General features: G+C 58.1%; 18 protein-coding genes. 13 read left to right on the top strand and 5 right to left on the bottom strand.

Annotated features, from left to right (window positions below):
• Positions 1-17: 17 nt before the first annotated feature.
• On the bottom strand, positions 18-581 hold the full coding sequence (gene fimA, locus IM282_RS06525) for a type 1 fimbrial major subunit FimA (RefSeq protein WP_022647305.1): 564 nt from the start codon (positions 579-581) through the stop codon (positions 18-20).
• Positions 582-891: 310 nt separating this feature from the next.
• On the opposite strand from fimA, the gene folD reads away from it, so the two are divergent.
• From folD to IM282_RS06500, 5 genes are all read left to right on the top strand, one after another.
• The gene (gene folD / locus IM282_RS06520) at positions 892-1,758 is read left to right on the top strand and encodes a bifunctional methylenetetrahydrofolate dehydrogenase/methenyltetrahydrofolate cyclohydrolase FolD (RefSeq protein ID WP_008499332.1); all 867 of its coding nucleotides are present in this window, start codon (positions 892-894) and stop codon (positions 1,756-1,758) included.
• Positions 1,759-1,760: 2 nt separating this feature from the next.
• Complete coding sequence (gene ybcJ, locus IM282_RS06515) at positions 1,761-1,973, top strand: ribosome-associated protein YbcJ (RefSeq protein ID WP_022647303.1); 213 nt, start codon at positions 1,761-1,763, stop codon at positions 1,971-1,973.
• A gap of 281 nt (positions 1,974-2,254) precedes the next feature.
• A complete protein-coding gene (locus IM282_RS06510; protein ID WP_003858916.1) occupies positions 2,255-3,754 on the top strand; it encodes a PTS transporter subunit EIIC in 1,500 nt (499 codons plus the stop codon).
• 83 nt (positions 3,755-3,837) lie between these two features.
• The gene (malI, locus tag IM282_RS06505) at positions 3,838-4,854 is read left to right on the top strand and encodes a Mal regulon transcriptional regulator MalI (RefSeq protein ID WP_023299483.1); all 1,017 of its coding nucleotides are present in this window, start codon (positions 3,838-3,840) and stop codon (positions 4,852-4,854) included.
• 73 nt (positions 4,855-4,927) lie between these two features.
• On the top strand, positions 4,928-5,452 hold the full coding sequence (locus IM282_RS06500) for a metal-dependent hydrolase (protein WP_069596314.1): 525 nt from the start codon (positions 4,928-4,930) through the stop codon (positions 5,450-5,452).
• 85 nt (positions 5,453-5,537) lie between these two features.
• Here IM282_RS06500 and cysS read toward each other — a convergent pair whose 3' ends face one another.
• The gene (cysS, locus tag IM282_RS06495; RefSeq protein WP_126503051.1) at positions 5,538-6,923 is read right to left on the bottom strand and encodes a cysteine--tRNA ligase; all 1,386 of its coding nucleotides are present in this window, start codon (positions 6,921-6,923) and stop codon (positions 5,538-5,540) included.
• Between the two features lie 175 nt (positions 6,924-7,098).
• Between cysS and ppiB the strand changes: the two genes are divergently transcribed.
• The 6 genes from ppiB to IM282_RS06465 all read left to right on the top strand — a co-directional run bounded on the left by ppiB (position 7,099) and on the right by IM282_RS06465 (position 11,308).
• Complete coding sequence (gene ppiB / locus IM282_RS06490; RefSeq protein ID WP_000256009.1) at positions 7,099-7,593, top strand: peptidylprolyl isomerase B; 495 nt, start codon at positions 7,099-7,101, stop codon at positions 7,591-7,593.
• 3 nt (positions 7,594-7,596) lie between these two features.
• Positions 7,597-8,319, top strand: coding sequence for a UDP-2,3-diacylglucosamine diphosphatase (gene lpxH / locus IM282_RS06485; protein ID WP_038415557.1), 723 nt, complete (start codon positions 7,597-7,599; stop codon positions 8,317-8,319).
• Positions 8,320-8,437: 118 nt separating this feature from the next.
• On the top strand, positions 8,438-8,947 hold the full coding sequence (gene purE, locus IM282_RS06480) for a 5-(carboxyamino)imidazole ribonucleotide mutase (protein ID WP_023299481.1): 510 nt from the start codon (positions 8,438-8,440) through the stop codon (positions 8,945-8,947).
• The gene (gene purK, locus IM282_RS06475; RefSeq protein WP_105322514.1) at positions 8,944-10,011 is read left to right on the top strand and encodes a 5-(carboxyamino)imidazole ribonucleotide synthase; all 1,068 of its coding nucleotides are present in this window, start codon (positions 8,944-8,946) and stop codon (positions 10,009-10,011) included. The genes purE and purK overlap by 4 nt, the downstream gene beginning before the upstream one ends.
• An 84-nt stretch (positions 10,012-10,095) precedes the next feature.
• Positions 10,096-11,166, top strand: a complete 1,071-nt coding sequence (gene mnmH, locus IM282_RS06470) for a tRNA 2-selenouridine(34) synthase MnmH (RefSeq protein ID WP_038415556.1) — start codon at positions 10,096-10,098, stop codon at positions 11,164-11,166.
• Positions 11,156-11,308: a hypothetical protein gene (locus IM282_RS06465; protein WP_154816810.1), complete on the top strand. Its 153-nt coding sequence runs from the start codon at positions 11,156-11,158 to the stop codon at positions 11,306-11,308. The genes mnmH and IM282_RS06465 overlap by 11 nt, the downstream gene beginning before the upstream one ends.
• 87 nt (positions 11,309-11,395) lie before the next feature.
• Here the strand turns inward: IM282_RS06465 and IM282_RS06460 are convergent, their stop codons facing one another.
• From IM282_RS06460 to ybbA, 3 genes are all read right to left on the bottom strand, one after another.
• On the bottom strand, positions 11,396-12,541 hold the full coding sequence (locus IM282_RS06460; RefSeq protein WP_022647296.1) for a porin: 1,146 nt from the start codon (positions 12,539-12,541) through the stop codon (positions 11,396-11,398).
• A gap of 182 nt (positions 12,542-12,723) precedes the next feature.
• Complete coding sequence (gene ybbP / locus IM282_RS06455; RefSeq protein ID WP_192970237.1) at positions 12,724-15,138, bottom strand: putative ABC transporter permease subunit YbbP; 2,415 nt, start codon at positions 15,136-15,138, stop codon at positions 12,724-12,726.
• Positions 15,135-15,821, bottom strand: coding sequence for a putative ABC transporter ATP-binding protein YbbA (gene ybbA / locus IM282_RS06450; protein WP_192970236.1), 687 nt, complete (start codon positions 15,819-15,821; stop codon positions 15,135-15,137). The genes ybbP and ybbA overlap by 4 nt, the downstream gene beginning before the upstream one ends.
• Here ybbA and tesA point away from each other — a divergent pair.
• Both tesA and IM282_RS06440 read left to right on the top strand, forming a co-directional pair.
• The gene (tesA, locus tag IM282_RS06445) at positions 15,792-16,424 is read left to right on the top strand and encodes a multifunctional acyl-CoA thioesterase I/protease I/lysophospholipase L1 (protein ID WP_003858933.1); all 633 of its coding nucleotides are present in this window, start codon (positions 15,792-15,794) and stop codon (positions 16,422-16,424) included. The two genes, ybbA and tesA, sit on opposite strands and share 30 nt — an antisense overlap.
• Entirely contained in the window at positions 16,405-17,214 is an 810-nt protein-coding gene (locus IM282_RS06440; protein ID WP_087878403.1) for an SDR family oxidoreductase, read from the top strand. The genes tesA and IM282_RS06440 overlap by 20 nt, the downstream gene beginning before the upstream one ends.
• Positions 17,215-17,267: the final 53 nt, after the last annotated feature.

Below are 17,267 nucleotides of genomic sequence, written 5' to 3'. Positions count from 1 at the left end.
ATCCCTGTACTCAGGCATTACTCGTATTTCATTACGAATGTTGCGTCCGCGTTTGCCTGGCCTGGCGCGGTGGTCGCCGCCGTGGCTTTATAGCGCGCGGTGAAGTTCAGGGTGTTAGTCCCTTCAATCAGGTTCTGCGCCGCAGAGAAGGTTGCACCGTCCGGGGTCAGCGTGGAGGATTTGCTGTCGAGGATCTCAATACCTACGCCTTTCGCGGAGTTGTCGTTGTTACCGGAGCTTACCGCCAGCAGCGTTTTGTCGGTGGCGTCGATCTGGCCGGTAAACGCGACAGCAGCGGTTTTCGCTACCGCAGGATCGCAGTCGTTCAGTTCGATGGTGAAGGGAATATTGGAGGTGGTGTCACCCACTTTAGTGAATTTCGCGGTACGGTACTGGCCGAGATTAACCGTCTGCTCTGAAGAGTCAGTATTCACTGAACACGCGGCATTCACTAATTCACCTTTAAAATGCACCGTACCACCGTTTACAGATACAGGTGCTACCGGATCTTCTGCGTGAGCGGCACCCGCGACCAGGGCCAGAGTTGCAATAACAGTAGAAGCAATGTTGCTGAGTTTCATGTCTATTCCTTTAAAATGTAAATAACCCTTCCCGCGCATATTCGGGAATAAGAAATACGTTCAATTAAAAAATTGAAGGCTTATTTCGGAGAGGACAAAGTAGCTCAGGAATCTATTTTGTAATATGTCAAAACGCTGCCATTTTGCCAGGTCACATCCTAATCGCCCCTAAGAAATTGACCACGCACTGAGAAGGGATTTTGCGGGCCATCGATGAAATCTCGTAAAGGGTGACTGACAGCGGCGCTCGCTTCTGACAAAATACAGGTAATCCCCCCTTTCTAACGTTACAGACGGAATCTTCTCTCTGATGGCAGCAAAGATTATTGACGGTAAAACGATTGCGCAGCAGGTGCGCTCTGAGGTTGCGGAAAAAGTGAAGGCGCGTAAAGCTGCCGGAAAACGCGCCCCAGGGCTGGCCGTTGTGCTGGTTGGCAGCAACCCGGCTTCGCAAATTTATGTCGGCAGCAAACGCAAAGCGTGTGAAGAGGTGGGGTTCGTCTCCCGCTCTTACGATCTGCCGGAAACCACCAGCGAAGCAGAACTGCTGGAACTGATTGACACCCTGAATGCCGATAAAGAGATCGACGGCATTCTGGTTCAACTGCCGCTGCCTGCGGGCATCGACAACGTGAAGGTGCTGGAGCGTATCGCGCCGGACAAAGACGTTGACGGTTTCCATCCGTATAACGTGGGCCGCCTGTGCCAGCGCGCGCCGCGCCTGCGTCCGTGCACCCCGCGCGGCATCGTGACGCTGCTGGAGCGTTATAACATCGACACCTATGGCCTGAACGCCGTGGTGATTGGCGCCTCCAACATCGTGGGCCGCCCGATGAGCATGGAGCTGCTGCTGGCGGGCTGCACTACCACCGTCACTCACCGCTTCACCAAAAACCTGCGTCATCACGTCGAAAACGCCGATCTGCTGATCGTTGCGGTCGGCAAGCCGGGCTTTATTCCGGGCGAGTGGATCAAAGAGGGCGCAATCGTCGTGGACGTGGGTATTAACCGTCTGGAAAACGGCAAAGTGGTCGGCGACGTGGTGTATGAAGATGCCGCAGCGCGCGCCTCCTATATTACTCCGGTCCCGGGCGGCGTAGGCCCGATGACGGTCGCAACACTGATTCAGAATACCTTGCAGGCGTGCGAGGAGTATCACGACGTAGAGGACGCGTAATCATGGCAACTTTTTCTTTAGGTAAACATCCGCACGTTGAGCTGTGCGATCTGCTGAAGCTGGAAGGCTGGAGCGAAAGCGGTGCGCAGGCGAAAATCGTCATCGCCGACGGGCAGGTAAAAGTAGACGGCACGGTGGAAACCCGCAAGCGCTGCAAAATTGTCGCGGGCCAGACCGTGAGCTTTGCAGGTCAGAGCGTGACCGTGACGGCCTGAGCTGTCTGATGCCCGGTGGCGCTGCGCTTACCGGGCCTACGTACTGTCTCCGTTTGTAGGCCGGGTAAGGCGAAGCCGCCACCCGGCAATTTCTCTCACAATCCCCTCACACCCATCACGGTTAATTATCGATCAACTTCAAATAATCACTATTCCCTCTGGCGAAACGTGAAAATTATGTTGCGCGATTTTCAGACTTTCCCCACGATAAGTAGAACGTTCTACTAAAACGTTCTACTTACAATAACAGCGCGAAAAAGCGCTACTCGGGGGAAATCAGCATGAGTCTGATATCAGGGTTTGTTAAATCGCTGTCTAAGTTATCGATGATTGGTCGCGCCTTAATGCTGCCAATTTCACTGCTTCCCGCTGCGGGCCTGCTGCTGGCCTTCGGCGATAAGTTCCACCTGCCGCTGATGATGAACGCCGGCGGGGTTATCTTTGATAACCTGCCGATGCTGTTCGCCATCGGCTCTGCCGTCGGTCTGGCTTCGGAATCCGGCATTGCGGCACTCTCTGCGGCGGTCTCGGTGTTTGTCACCAACATCACCATCAGCACCGTGCTGAGCATTACGCCGGAAATGGCCTCCCAGGGCGGGAAATACGCCATGGTCGTCGGCATTCCAACGTTGCAGATGGGCGTCTTTGGCGGCCTGATCTGCGGTATTCTCGCGGCCTGGTGCTACAACCGCTTCCACACCATGCAGCTGCCGGAATTCCTCGGCTTCTTCTCCGGGAAGCGTTTTGTGGCGATTGCGACGGCATTTCTGTCGTTCCTGCTCGGCCTGCTGCTGCCGTACGTGTGGCAGCATATTCAGTCCGGGATCGACGCCCTGTCCGTGGTGGTGAACGGCGATAACCAGGCGGCCTCGACCTTTATCTTCGGGCTGGTGGAGCGCGCGTTGATCCCGCTCGGCCTGCACCACATCTGGTATCCCTCCTTCTGGTATTCGTTCGGGGATTACACCACCCAGGCGGGTCAGGTGATCCACGGCGACCAGACCATCTGGTTCAAGATGCTCGAAGAAGGGGTGAAATCCTTCAGCAGCGATACCTACCAGAACGCCGGGAAATTCATGCAGGGCGAGTTCCCGCTGATGCTGTTCGCGCTGCCTGCGGCGTGCCTTGCGATGTACCATGAAGCGCATACGAAGAATAAGAAAATTGCGGCCGGTATTCTCTTCTCCGCCGCCCTCACCTGCTTCCTGACGGGCATCACCGAGCCGGTAGAGTTCACCTTTATCTTCGTGGCGCCAATCCTTTACGTCTTCAACGCCATCATGGCGGGCCTGGCGTACATGACCATGTACCTGCTGCATGCGCACATCGCCAAGTCGTTCTCGGCGGGCTTTATCGACTACCTGTCGTTCGGGATCCTGCCGTCGTTTAACGGCTATCAGACCAACTTCCTGAGCGCCATTATCATCGGTATCCCTATGGCCCTGATTTACTATTTCACCTTCCGCTTCGTGATCCGCCGTTTCGACGTGAAAACGCCGGGCCGCACCGAAGTGACCGCCAGCGCGAATGACAAGTCCGATTCCGAACTTGCAACCGAAATCATCGGCCTGCTGGGCGGTGCGCAGAACATTGATTCCGTCGGCTCCTGCATCACGCGTCTGCGTCTGGAAGTGGCGAAGAGCGAAGCGGTGGACCGGGACGGGCTGAACGGGCTGGGCGCGCGCGGCGTGGTGTTTGTTGGCGACAACGGGATACAGGTGATTTTCGGGGCCAGAGCACAGTTTATCGCCCAGACCATGTCCACGATGATTGGCAAATAATAAGATGCCTGAAGGAGGCGTCTCCTGTACGCTGGGGTACGCCTCTTATCTGGCTGATAATCGGTAAATTTCAGGGAGCGGTTTTGAAGAAAGTCAGCATTATTGATGTTGCAAAGCATGCGGGCGTGTCGGTTTCTACCGTGTCGCTGGTGCTGCGCCAGAAAGGGAAAATCTCAGAGGCGACGATCGGGAAGGTCAATGCCGCCATCACAACGCTGGGCTATGTTCATAACGTCGCCGCTGCCAACCTTCGCGCCAACACCTCCAATTTAATCGGCCTGATCCTGCGGGACTTCAGCGACAGCTTTTCCATCAAAGTGATGGCGAGCATCGTTCAGGAGCTGGAGAAACAGGGTTATATGGTTTTTCTCGGTCAGCCGCTGAACGACGACGAACATCTTGAGCGTACCCTGCTCTCATTTAAGCAGCAGGGCGTGGCGGGCGTCATCTATCTGGCGTCGGACACCCGCGCCGCCTCTCTCCCGGAACACATTCGCCAATGCCCGCTGCCGCTTGTGGCGGTTTCGCAGTCGTTGCTGGAAGAGAAATGCAACCTGGTGATGCGCGATAACCGCCAGGCGGCGAACCTGGCCGCGCGTTATCTTATCGAGCGCGGGCACCGCACCATCGCCTACATTGGCGGGCGCGACGGGTGCCGTATTCGCGAGCAGCGCCTGCTCGGTTTTCGCAGCGCGATGACGCAGAACGGCCTGGTCTGGCGTGAGGAATATTCTCCCGCCTGCACCGATGATACGCAGGCGGCGGCCATGGCGACTCGCCAGCTGCTGGAGAAGAACAACACGATTACCGCCCTGCTCTGCCATTCGCCGGACGCGATGATCGGTTCGATCTCCGGCATTCACCAGGTGGGGCGCACGGTGGGCAAAGATGTTTTCCTGACTCAGCAGGTGGCGCTGATCGGCTTTGAAGATATGCTTCACGTAAACCTCACGTCGCCGTCACTGACTTACGTTTCGTCTGCCAGCGAAGAGACAGGCCGCCAGGCGGCAGGGCTGATGATCCGCAGGCTGAAGGAGCCGGATCTGCAAACGCAGCGTATTACCCTCTCCGGCCAGCTTATCGCGCGGGAATCGGCGTAAATTCAGAATTTAGCATGGGTCTTATAGCGCGAGATGACTGCTATATTTCCATGATTTGCCATGGATAAATGTAATGCCTACCGTTATCACCCACGCTGCCGTACCTTTGTGTCTGGGCTTAGGGCTCGGAACCAAAGTCATCCCACCCCGCCTGCTGTTTGCCGGGATCGTCCTCGCCATGCTGCCTGACGCTGACATACTGGCGTTTAAATTCGGTGTCGCCTACGGGAATATTTTCGGCCACCGCGGTTTCACTCATTCGCTGCTGTTTGCCTTTGTAGTGCCCATACTTTGCGTGCTGGCTGGGCGTCGATGGTTCCGGGCCAGCCTGTCGCGCTGCTGGCTGTTTTTAACCGTGTCGCTGCTGTCGCACAGCCTGCTGGATTCGATTACCACCGGCGGGAAAGGCGTCGGCTGGCTATGGCCCTGGTCAGATGAGCGCTTCTTTGCGCCGTGGCAGGTGATTAAGGTCGCGCCGTTTGCACTGTCGCGCTATACCACGCCGTACGGGCATCAGGTGATTATCTCGGAACTGCTGTGGGTGTGGCTGCCGGGAATCGTGCTGATGGGAGTATTATGGTGGAAGAAGAGAAGGTAAAAAAAGCCGGGTGGCGGCTACGCCTTACCCGGCCTACTTTCACCTGTAGGCCCGGTAAGCGTAAGCGCCACCGGGCATTACGGACTTACTTACGACGCCAGGTGGTGCCCTGCGGGCCGTCTTCCAGAATAATACCCATCTCGGTCAGACGGTTACGCGCCGCATCCGCCGCCGCCCAGTCTTTCGCCTGACGCGCTTCCAGACGCGCTTTAATCAGTGCTTCAATTTCCGCTACTTCACCGTCGTCCGCCTGCGCGCCGCTTTGCAGGAACACGTCCGGCTCCTGCTCCAGCAGGCCGAGCACGGAAGAGAGCTTACGCAGATGAGACGCCAGCGCATTCGCCGCCGCCATATCTTCTGACTTCAGGCGATTCACCTCACGCGCCATGTCGAACAGCACGGAGTAGGCTTCCGGCGTGTTGAAGTCGTCGTTCATGACCTCAACGAAGCGGGCTTCGAACGCCTCGCCGCCAGCGGCCAGAACAGACCTGTCGGTGCCGCGCAGTGCGGTATACAGACGCTCCAGCGCAGCGCGCGCCTGCTTCAGGTTCTCTTCGCTGTAGTTCAGCTGGCTGCGATAGTGGCCGGACATCAGGAAGTAGCGCACGGTTTCCGCGTCGTAATACTTCAGCACGTCGCGCACGGTGAAGAAGTTACCCAGCGATTTCGACATCTTCTCGCGGTCAACCATCACCATCCCGGAGTGCATCCAGTAGTTCACGTACTCGCCGCCGTGAGCACAGGTGGACTGCGCGATTTCATTTTCGTGGTGCGGGAACATCAGATCCGAACCGCCGCCGTGGATGTCGAAATGGTTGCCCAGCTGTTTGCAGTTCATCGCGGAACATTCAATGTGCCAGCCCGGACGCCCTTCGCCCCACGGGGATGGCCAGCTCGGTTCGCCCGCTTTGGACATCTTCCACAGCACGAAGTCCATCGGATTACGCTTCACGTCAACCACGTCCACGCGTGCACCGGCCTGGAGCTGGTCCAGATCCTGGCGGGAAAGCGCACCGTAGGTTGGGTCCGTCGGCACCGAGAACATCACGTCGCCGTTGTCCGCCACATAGGCGTGACCGCGCTCGATCAGCTTTTGGGTGATCTCAATGATTTCATGAATATGGTGGGTCGCACGCGGCTCGCTATCCGGGCGCAGAATATTCAAGGCATCAAAATCCTTGTGCATTTCGGCGATCATGCGATCCACCAGCGCGACAAAGCTTTCGCCATTTTCATTAGCACGTTTAATGATTTTGTCGTCGATGTCGGTGATGTTGCGCACATACTTCAGGTTATAGCCCAGGAAGCGCAGGTAGCGGGACACCACGTCGAACGCGACAAAGGTACGGCCATGGCCGATATGACAGAGATCGTAAACCGTAATACCACACACGTACATGCCGACTTCCCCGGCATGGATAGGTTTAAATTCCTCTTTTTGGCGCGTCATTGTATTAAAGATTTTTAACATCGAAGATTCCATGTAAACACGTGTGTGGATTGTTTGTTCCTTATAATACCCATAATTCGGAGCACGGTCAGCACACAATGCAAGGTGATCGTGTCCTGTGGTTATGCTATAACAAGCCCCTATATGTGACCCGAGCACGGGTCGACGCACCACAATAACGGAACAGGATGCAAAAATGGTTACTTTCCACACTAATCATGGCGATATCGTAATCAAAACCTTTGATGACAAAGCGCCTGAAACAGTTAAAAACTTCCTGGACTACTGCCGCGAAGGTTTCTACAACAACACTATTTTCCACCGTGTGATCAACGGCTTTATGATCCAGGGCGGCGGTTTCGAGCCTGGCATGCGCCAGAAAGAGACGAAAGAAGCGATCAAAAACGAAGCGAACAACGGCCTGAAAAACACCCGCGGTACGCTGGCAATGGCCCGTACTCAGGCCCCGCACTCTGCTACCGCACAGTTCTTCATTAACGTGGCGGACAACGACTTCCTGAACTTCTCTGGCGAAAGCCTGCAGGGCTGGGGCTACTGCGTATTCGCAGAAGTGGTTGAAGGCATGGACGTGGTCGACAAGATCAAAGCCGTTTCTACTGGCCGCAGCGGTATGCACCAGGACGTTCCTAAAGAAGACGTTGTGATCACAAGCGTGACCGTCAGCGAGTAATTCGTGGCGACACTCTTTATTGCGGATCTGCATCTGCAAACAGAAGAACCGGCGATAACCGCCGGTTTTCTGCGTTTTTTACGCGGTGAAGCGAAAAGCGCCGATGCGCTGTACATTCTGGGTGACCTGTTTGAGGCCTGGATAGGCGACGACGATCCGAACCCGCTGCACCGTGAGATGGCAGCGGCCATTAAAGCGCTGGTGGATTCCGGCGTCCCCTGCTATTTCATTCACGGCAACCGTGATTTCCTGATCGGCCAGCGCTACGCCCGCGAGAGCGGCATGACGCTGCTGCCGGAAGAGCAGGTGCTTGACCTCTATGGCCGCAATATTCTGATCATGCACGGCGACACGCTCTGCACTGACGATACCGGCTACCTGGCGTTTCGCGCCAAAGTTCATACCCCGTGGATCCAGAAAGTGTTCCTCGCCCTGCCGCTGTTTATTCGCAACCGCATCGCCGCCAGAATGCGCGCGGGCAGCAAGGCCGCCAATAGCAGCAAATCGATGACCATCATGGACGTCAACCCGCAGGCGGTAGTGAAGGTGATGGAGAAGCATCGCGTTCAGTGGCTGATCCACGGCCATACCCATCGTCCCGATGTGCATTCCCTTATCGCCAACGGCGAGCCCGCCCATCGCGTGGTTTTAGGCGCCTGGCACAGCGAAGGATCGATGGTCAAAGTCACGCCGGAAGGTGTGGAACTGATCGCCTTCCCGTTCTAACCCTCCTCGTTTTTTCGCCCATTTCACGACCACGCAACCGTTTTCCTTGCCGGTATTACATGCTATTCTCTGTGCCCTCGAAAGCAGTGTGTTCCGCACCACAGGAGTTTTAAGACGCATGTCTTCCCGCAATAATCCGGCGCGTGTCGCCATCGTGATGGGGTCCAAAAGCGACTGGGCTACCATGCAGTTCGCCGCCGAAATCTTTGAAATCCTGAATGTTCCGCACCACGTTGAAGTGGTTTCCGCGCACCGTACGCCGGATAAACTGTTCAGCTTCGCCGAAAGCGCCGAAGAGAACGGTTACGAGGTGATCATTGCCGGTGCGGGCGGCGCAGCACATCTGCCGGGCATGATTGCCGCCAAAACCCTGGTGCCGGTACTGGGCGTGCCGGTACAGAGCGCCGCGTTAAGCGGGGTTGATAGCCTGTACTCTATCGTCCAGATGCCGCGCGGTATCCCTGTCGGTACGCTGGCGATTGGTAAGGCGGGTGCCGCAAATGCCGCCCTGCTGGCCGCGCAGATCCTCGCGACGCATGATAATGACTTACATCAACGCCTGGCGGAGTGGCGTAAAGCCCAGACCGACGAGGTGCTGGATAACCCGGATCCGCGGGGTGCAGCATGAAGCAGGTTTGCGTTCTTGGTAATGGTCAGCTTGGCCGGATGCTGCGTCAGGCCGGTGAGCCGCTGGGTATTGCCGTCTGGCCCGTCGGGCTGGACGCCGAGCCGGAAGCCGTGCCGTTCCATCAGAGCGTGATCACCGCCGAAATTGAACGCTGGCCGGAAACCGCCCTGACCCGCGAGCTGGCGCGCCATAACGCCTTTGTGAACCGCGACGTCTTCCCGATCATCGCCGACCGTCTGACGCAAAAGCAGCTGTTCGACAAGCTCGGCCTTGCGACCGCGCCGTGGCAGCTGTTGTCCGACAAAAGCGAGTGGAATGACGTCTTCGCCATGCTGGGCGATCTGGCGATCGTGAAGCGTCGTGTCGGCGGCTACGACGGTCGCGGGCAGTGGCGCCTGCGCGCGAACGACACCGCCGAGCTGCCGGACGACTGCTACGGCGAGTGCATCGTTGAGCAGGGCATAAACTTCAGCGGTGAAGTGTCGCTGGTGGGCGCGCGCGGGCATGACGGGCACACCGTTTTTTACCCGCTAACGCATAACCTGCATCAGGACGGGATTCTGCGCACCAGCGTCGCCTTCCCGCAGGCCAATGCTGACCAGCAGGCGCAGGCGGAAGAGATGCTCTTTGCCATCATGCATGAGCTGGGCTATGTGGGCGTAATGGCGATGGAGTGTTTCGTCACGCCATCGGGTCTGCTGATCAACGAACTTGCGCCGCGCGTGCACAACAGCGGCCACTGGACGCAAAACGGTGCCTCCATCAGCCAGTTCGAGCTGCACCTGCGCGCCATCACTGACCTGCCGCTGCCGCAGCCGGTGGTGACCAGCCCGTCGGTGATGATCAACCTGATCGGCACCGATCTGAACTACGACTGGCTGAAGCTGCCGCTGGTGCACCTGCACTGGTACGACAAAGCGGTGCGCCCGGGTCGTAAGGTCGGCCACCTGAACCTGAACGATACCGACACGGACCGCCTGAGCGCCACGCTGGAAGCGATTGTTCCCCTGCTGCCGCCAGAATACGCGAGCGGGATTGTCTGGGCGCAGTCAAAACTGAAGTAAGTAACCCCCGCCGGGGAGTTGACCTTCCCCTTCCCCGGCGTACAATTCCCGCCCATTGCTGCTTAGCTTTCTTCTGGAACCACCATGAACGATGGAACGGACTATCGCGCGATCCTCGCGTCCGATACCCCTTTAATCGACGTTCGCGCGCCGATCGAATTTGTCCAGGGTGCGATGCCCGCCGCACTCAACCTGCCCTTAATGAACGACGACGAGCGTGCCGCCGTCGGCACCTGCTATAAACGCCAGGGTCCGGACGCCGCACTGACGCTCGGCCATAGCCTGGTCAACGGCGAGACGCGAGAGGCGCGCATCAACGCCTGGCGCGAAGCCAGCCTGGCCCATCCTGAGGGCTACCTTTGCTGCGCGCGCGGTGGCCAGCGCTCACATATCTCCCAGGCCTGGCTTAAAGAGGCGGGAATCGATTATCCGCTGATCCGCGGCGGCTATAAGGCCCTGCGCCAGACGGCAATTCAGGTGACGATTGAGCAGTCACAAAAACCGATGGTGCTTATCGGTGGCTGTACCGGAAACGGCAAAACGCTGCTGGTGAAGCAGCATGCGCAGGGCATCGATCTGGAAGGGCTGGCGCACCATCGCGGCTCGTCATTTGGCCGCACGCTCACCCCGCAACTTTCTCAGGCGAGCTTCGAGAATCACCTTGCCGTCGAGCTGCTAAAAAAAGATGCCGCGCGCTGGGTGCTGGAGGATGAGGGCCGGATGATTGGCTCTAACCACCTGCCGGAGTGCCTGCGCGACCGCATGGCGGAAGCGCCTGTCGTGGTGGTCGAAGATCCGTTTGAGATCCGTCTTGAGCGCCTGCGCGAAGAGTATTTCGACCACATGTGGGCCGACTTTTTTGCCGCCTACGGTGAAGAAGCGGGCTGGAAAGCCTACAGCGAATACCTGCATCACGGCCTGTTCGCCATCCGCCGTCGTCTGGGGCTGCAACGATTCGCGGAATTTACCGCGCTATTAGATTCCGCGCTGCTGGAACAACAGCGCTCTGGAAGCACTGACGCGCACTTCAGCTGGCTTGTGCCGCTGCTGAAGGACTATTACGACCCGATGTACGGCTATCAGCTGGAGAAGAAAGCGGAGAAGATTGTTTTTCGCGGGACGTACGAAGAAATTGCCGAGTGGCTTGATCGCTGAAAAAAGCCGGGTGGCGGCTACGCCTTACCCGGCCTACGCGTGCTATTACGATCCGATGTACGGCTATCAGCTGGAGAAAAAGGCGGAGAAAATTGTATATCGCGGGACGTTTGAAGACATTGCCGAATGGCTTGATCGCTGAAAAAAGCCGGGTGGCGGCTACGCCTTACCCGGCCTACGCGTGCTTTTGTAGCCCCGGTAAGCGCAGCGCCACCGGGGAACAAACCACTCAGAAGTCGTAACGCAGACGCACCAGGTTCATGTCGCCCAGGTTGTCGGTGCTGGAGGTGAACACGTGTTCGTAATCCACGCGGAAACCGTAGTCCAGCTGGACGCTGATACCTACGCCGTTGTCGATGCGCTGGTAGTTACGGCCGTTCACGTACTCAATGCGGTCGCCCATGAAGTACGGCTGAATGGATTTCACCGCATACTGACCGACCGGGAATTTGTATCCTGCGAAGTATTCAATACCCCATGCATCACCGGCGAAGTAGTCGTTAACGGACACTTTTTTGGTGGTCATGAAGTTCTGATACCAGCCGCCGCCTGCGGAGAAGGTCCAGTTATCCGGCGTCCAGCTCAGTGCGGTGCCGAGAATGTTCTGGTCGTAGGATTTGCTGTCGCCGTTGTCCGGATTACGCATGTCCGCGCGGGTGTAGTTCCACGCTGCGCCCCAGGTCAGATCGGTGGTCAGGTGGTAATCGATACCCAGTGAACCGCCGCCTTTGCGCTTGTAGCGCAGGCCGTTGCCCGGCAGGTATTCGCTGTCTTCAAACAGGTAAGAGGCGTAGATGTCAGCATCGCCCACGGTTTTCTTGTACTTCAGCATCTGGCGTGAACGGTAAGAGCCGTCGTAGTCGCCGTTGATCCCGTTACCCGACGCCTGACCAATCATGTCGTAGTCCCAGATATCGGTTTTCGCGCCCACCACGTCATAGTACACGCTGTTCTGCTGGCCGAAGGTAAGCGTACCCCAGGTGTCGCTCTTCAGACCGGTGTAGAGCATACGGCGTGAGGTGTCGTGCGCGCCGTCGGCGTAGTGGTTATCCCAGTTAAACTGCGCCGGAATGTTCACACCCAGCTCGTAGTAGGTGATCCAGCTGATGTCATCGAACAGGTAGTAGTCTGCCGCGAAACGGAAACGGGTACCGCCGTCAAAACCGTTACGCTTGTAGCCGTTTTTGCCGTCATCACCGGTCATGTTCTGGAACTGAGGACGGATGCTGCCGCCAACGGTGAAGTTCAGACGGCTCAGCGGGTTACCCGCCTGCGGATCCTGTTTCAGAAGGGTGATTTCCGCCTGAGATGCGAAAGAAGCCAATGCCACTGCTGCGCCGATCGTTGTCGCCAGCGCTGTTTTTCTTATAGTCATTCTTTTTCCTTGATAGACACGCTGCTAAATATTTAGCTGGTGAATATTAACCGGAAAAATTCGGGCTGTGTGGGCGGGTTTTTAATGTTTTGTGCTACTAAATGCATGAGCATTAACGATTTGTGCTATTAAGTGATGACACACCAGCAGAAATGCCGGTGCGTCATCATCACGCAAGTAAACTAGCTGACAAACTGGCGGAACAGCGCTTTACCTTTCAACAGCCGCGTCCCGAGCCAGCCACCGCACAGGGACAGCAGCACCGCGCCGCAGACGGGCAGCGTGAGCCACAGCCGCCAGTCAGGCTCCCATGGAAAATCAAAGACTTTCGTCTGAAGCACCGCCAGTGCGGTTTCCGCCCCGATGACCGCCACCAGGCCCGCCACCAGCCCGAGCAGGGCAAATTCGCTCCACAGCGTGGCGCGCAGCAGCCTTTTACTGGCCCCCAGCGTGCGGTAGACCACCAGCTCCTGATGACGCTGGCGCATGCCCACCTGTACCTGCGCCAGCAGCAACAATAGGCCGCAGACGGTCACCAGCACCACCATCACCTCCAGGGCGCGGCTCACCTGTTCCAGCACCTGCCCGACCTGTTTGAGGATCGCGCCGATATCCAGCAGGCTCACCGTCGGAAATTCCCGGTTCAGTTGCGTCAGCATGCCGTTGCCGTTTTCCCAGCGGAAGCTGGTCAGCCAGCTCTGGGGCTGTCCGTCCAGCGCGCCCGGCGGGAAGATGAAGAAGAAATTTGGCCGCAGGCTTTCCCAGTCCACTTTGCGCAGGCTGGTGACTTTGGCGGTGAAATCCTGGGTATCACCGGTAAAGGTCACGCTATCGCCGAGCTTCACGTTCAGGCGTGTCGCCAGCCCCTCCTCCATCGACACTTCCCCCGCTTTTGGCGGCCAGGTGCCGGCAACGATCGGGTTATGGTCCGGACGTTTCGCCTGCCAGGTCAGGTTGAGCTCGCGGTTGAGCGATTCATCCTTATTTCCCTCCGTGGACTGGCCGTTGATCTGCGTCAGACGGGCGCGCACGATCGGATAGAACGATTCCGGAATAATGTGATGCTCAGACAGGAAACCCTTCAGCGGCGTCACCTGTTCGGGAGCAATGTTGATCAGGAAATAGTTCGGGCTTTCCGGAGGAAGCTGCTGCTGCCAGCGATCCAGCAGATCCCCGCGCAGCACCAGCAGAAGCGCCAGCAGCATAAACGACAGCGAAAATGCCGAGAGCTGGCTGAGGGTAGACCACGGCTGGTGCAGCAGTCGGTTAACCGCTAACCGTATGGGGAGTGATTTAACTGTCAGCTTACTCAGCACATTAAGCAGTATCCAGCCCACCACGCCGCACAGCAGCGCCAGCACCACCGCGCCCGCCAGCACCGCCCACAGCAGCGTACTGCCGCCCATCAGCCAGGCCAACAACCCGACCGCCACCGCAATAATCACCGGCAGATAGAACTTCAGCGGCCAGACGCTGGCCACCACATCCCGGCGCAGCACGCGCAGCGGCTGGGTGGCGAGCAGCAGCCGGTAGGGGCGTAACCCCACCAGCAGGGAGATCGTCGTCATCGCGCCGATGGCCCACAGCCACGGCCAGAGGCTGGCAGGCGGCAGCGCAGCGGGCAGGACCGGTTTGAGCAGCACCATCAGCAGCTTTTCAAACAGCAGCCCTATCGCCCCGCCGGTCAGAGCCGACAGCGCCAGCACCATCAGCCACTGGCCGACAATCAGCTTGCGCAGCTGTGCCCGGCCCGCGCCGAGGGTTTTGAGTATCGCCACCAGATCGTAACGGCTGCGGCAGTAGTGCCCCATTGCCACGGCAACGGCCGCAATGGCCAGCAGCAGGGTTAACAGCGCCGACAGCAGCAGAAACTGCTGAGAACGCTCAAGGGATTTGCCGAGCGCCCCGTCATCCTGCTCCAGCCCGTACCAGCGATGTTCCGGCTTGAGCTGAGGCAGGAGCCATTTTTCATACGCCACCAGTTGAGCAGGCGTCCCGCCAAACTTATAGCGCCATGTGACGCGGCTACCCGGCTGGACGGCGTTGGTTTTCGCCACATCAGCGGTGTTCATCAGCAGGCGCGGCGCGAGCTGGAACGGATTAAATCCGGAGTCGGGTTCCTGCACCACTTCCCCGGCAATTTTGAGGGTCGCGTCGCCGACGTCGATACTGTCGCCGGGTTTCAGGTTCAGCAGCGCCATCAGACGCGATGCCAGCAGTACCGTACCGGCCGTCGGTTTTAGCCCCGGCGGACTGGTTTGTAAATCACCATACATCGGGTAGATGTCATCCACGGCTTTTACGCTGGCAAGCTGTGGCGTGTCGCCCGCAAAGGTCATGGTCTGGAAGGTGATTTGCTCTCCCACCTTCAACCCCTCTTTGCGCGCTTCCTCAATCCAGCCCGGCGGCACGGGGCGAGAACTTTGCAGAGCCCGGTCCCCCGCCATAAATTCCCGACTCTGCTGGCTAAGCCCTTTCTCCATACGATCGCTGACGCTGCCGAGCGCCAGCACGCAGGCCACCGCCAGGCTCAACGCCAGCCAGACAATCAGCAGCGAGGGCGAGCGCCATTCGCGCCAAAACCAGCGGGCAATCATGCTTCCTCCTGAAGAACACCGTTTATCAGCCGCAGGCGGCGGTCGCAGCGGGCGGCCAGCTGCGGGTCGTGGGTAACCAGAATCAGCGTGGTGCCGTGTTCGCGGTTGAGTGAAAACAGCAGATCGGCAATTTTGTCCCCGGTTTTACGGTCGAGATTGCCCGTGGGCTCATCGGCAAACAGCACTTCCGGGCGTCCGTTAAACGCCCGGGCCAGCGCCACGCGCTGCTGCTCACCGCCGGAAAGCTGTGCCGGAAGGTGGTCGAGACGTTTTCCCAGCCCCAACTGTTCCAGCAACGCTTTGGCGTGATCGCGGCTTTCGCGGGTATTTTCACCGCGCAGCAGGCCGGGCAGCTCAACGTTTTCCAGCGCGTTGAGGGTTGGGATCAGCATGAATGACTGAAAGACAAACCCGATATGCCGGGCACGCAGCGCGGCGCGCGCCTCTTCATCAAGCGCGTGGAGGGGCTGGCCGACCAGGTTCACTTCCCCGCTGCTGCCATCATCCAGCCCGGCGAGAATGGCCAGCAGCGTGGACTTACCGGAACCGGATTCGCCAATCAGGGCGATGGTTTCGGCACGTTTGACAACGAGTTCAACTCCGGTGAGGATGGAAAGCTCGTGTTCTCCCTGACCGACGGACTTCTTAAGACGATGAACTTCAACAATGTTTTCCGCTGGCATTTGCCCTTCCTGTTTTTGATGCTGATGACCTTCCGCGCGGCGGCTGCGGACACGTTATTGATTCTGGGCGACAGCCTGAGCGCGGGCTATCGTATGGCGGCCAGTGCGGCCTGGCCCGCCCTGCTCAATGATAAATGGCAGTCCCGGGCGTCTGTCGTTAACGGCAGCATCAGCGGCGATACGTCGCAGCAAGGCTTATCGCGCCTGCCTGCCCTGCTTAAGCAGCATCAACCGCGTTGGGTGCTGGTCGAACTGGGCGGTAATGATGGTTTGCGCGGCTTCCAGCCACAGCAAACGGAGCAAACGCTGCGGACTATTTTGCAGACCATTAAGGCTGCTAACGCCCAGCCGCTGCTGATGCAAATTCGCCTGCCCGCTAACTACGGCCGTCGGTATAATGAGGCGTTTAGCGCGATCTATCCTAAGCTTGCCAAAGAGTTTGATATTCCGCTGCTGCCATTTTTCATGGAAGAGGTCTATCTGAAACCCCAGTGGATGCAGGATGATGGCATTCACCCCAATCGCGATGCCCAGCCGTTCATTGCCGACTGGATGGCAACCCGGCTGGCTCCTTTAGTAAAACATGACTCGTCAAACAGCTGAGAACCTGACAGGTAAAGTTATGCAAAAATCGGTCTTAATAACAGGATGTTCCAGCGGAATTGGCCTTGAAAGCGCCCTTGAACTGAAACGTCAGGGGTTTTGGGTGCTGGCAGCCTGCCGCAAACCCGAGGATGTCGAACGCATGCGAGGGCTGGGATTTACCGGCATTCTGCTGGATCTCGATTCGCCAGAGAGCGTGGAGCAGGCCGCCGATGAGGTTATCGCCCTGACCAACAACCGGCTTTACGGCCTGTTCAACAATGCGGGCTATGGCGTATACGGCCCGCTACAGACCCTCTCACGGGAACAGCTGGAGCAGCAGTTCTCCGCAAACTTTTTTGGGGCGCATCAGCTCACCATGCGCCTTCTCCCCGCCATGCTGCCGCACGGCGAAGGGCGGATTGTCATGACCTCCTCGGTGATGGGCCTGATCTCCACGCCGGGACGCGGGGCTTACGCTGCCAGTAAATATGCGCTTGAAGCCTGGTCCGATGCGTTGCGCATGGAGCTGCGCCACAGCGGCATTAAGGTCAGCCTGATTGAACCGGGCCCCATCCGCACCCGCTTTACGGAAAACGTTAACCAGACGCAGGCGGACCAACCGGTCGAAAATCCCGGTATCGCGGCGCGTTTTACGCTTGGGCCAGAAGCCGTGGTTGCCAAAGTGCGCCACGCATTTGAGAGCGATACCCCTAAAATGCGCTATCCGGTGACGCTGGTGACCCATGCCGTCGGCTGGTTGAAACGCCTGCTGCCGGGGCGGATGATGGACAAAATTTTGCAGGGTTGAGTTGAAGCGACGACGCTTACCCCCATGTAAAGAGTAAACCGATAAAAGAGAAT

This window comes from Enterobacter cloacae complex sp. P29RS (assembly GCF_014893445.1).
Lineage (GTDB): Bacteria > Pseudomonadota > Gammaproteobacteria > Enterobacterales > Enterobacteriaceae > Enterobacter > Enterobacter intestinihominis.
This window is presented reverse-complemented; position numbering and strand designations above follow the sequence as displayed.

What these genes read in the sequence shown, in the direction of transcription:
- fimA (WP_022647305.1), bottom strand. Translation starts at nt 581, where the DNA reads ATGAAACTCAGCAACATTGCTTCTACTGTTATTGCAACTCTGGCCCTG.
- folD (WP_008499332.1), top strand. Translation starts at nt 892, where the DNA reads ATGGCAGCAAAGATTATTGACGGTAAAACGATTGCGCAGCAGGTGCGC.
- ybcJ (WP_022647303.1), top strand. Translation starts at nt 1,761, where the DNA reads ATGGCAACTTTTTCTTTAGGTAAACATCCGCACGTTGAGCTGTGCGAT.
- IM282_RS06510 (WP_003858916.1), top strand. Translation starts at nt 2,255, where the DNA reads ATGAGTCTGATATCAGGGTTTGTTAAATCGCTGTCTAAGTTATCGATG.
- IM282_RS06500 (WP_069596314.1), top strand. Translation starts at nt 4,928, where the DNA reads ATGCCTACCGTTATCACCCACGCTGCCGTACCTTTGTGTCTGGGCTTA.
- cysS (WP_126503051.1), bottom strand. Translation starts at nt 6,923, where the DNA reads ATGTTAAAAATCTTTAATACAATGACGCGCCAAAAAGAGGAATTTAAA.
- ppiB (WP_000256009.1), top strand. Translation starts at nt 7,099, where the DNA reads ATGGTTACTTTCCACACTAATCATGGCGATATCGTAATCAAAACCTTT.
- purE (WP_023299481.1), top strand. Translation starts at nt 8,438, where the DNA reads ATGTCTTCCCGCAATAATCCGGCGCGTGTCGCCATCGTGATGGGGTCC.
- purK (WP_105322514.1), top strand. Translation starts at nt 8,944, where the DNA reads ATGAAGCAGGTTTGCGTTCTTGGTAATGGTCAGCTTGGCCGGATGCTG.
- mnmH (WP_038415556.1), top strand. Translation starts at nt 10,096, where the DNA reads ATGAACGATGGAACGGACTATCGCGCGATCCTCGCGTCCGATACCCCT.
- IM282_RS06460 (WP_022647296.1), bottom strand. Translation starts at nt 12,541, where the DNA reads ATGACTATAAGAAAAACAGCGCTGGCGACAACGATCGGCGCAGCAGTG.
- ybbP (WP_192970237.1), bottom strand. Translation starts at nt 15,138, where the DNA reads ATGATTGCCCGCTGGTTTTGGCGCGAATGGCGCTCGCCCTCGCTGCTG.
- tesA (WP_003858933.1), top strand. Translation starts at nt 15,792, where the DNA reads ATGAACTTCAACAATGTTTTCCGCTGGCATTTGCCCTTCCTGTTTTTG.
- ybbA (WP_192970236.1), bottom strand. Translation starts at nt 15,821, where the DNA reads ATGCCAGCGGAAAACATTGTTGAAGTTCATCGTCTTAAGAAGTCCGTC.
- IM282_RS06440 (WP_087878403.1), top strand. Translation starts at nt 16,405, where the DNA reads ATGACTCGTCAAACAGCTGAGAACCTGACAGGTAAAGTTATGCAAAAA.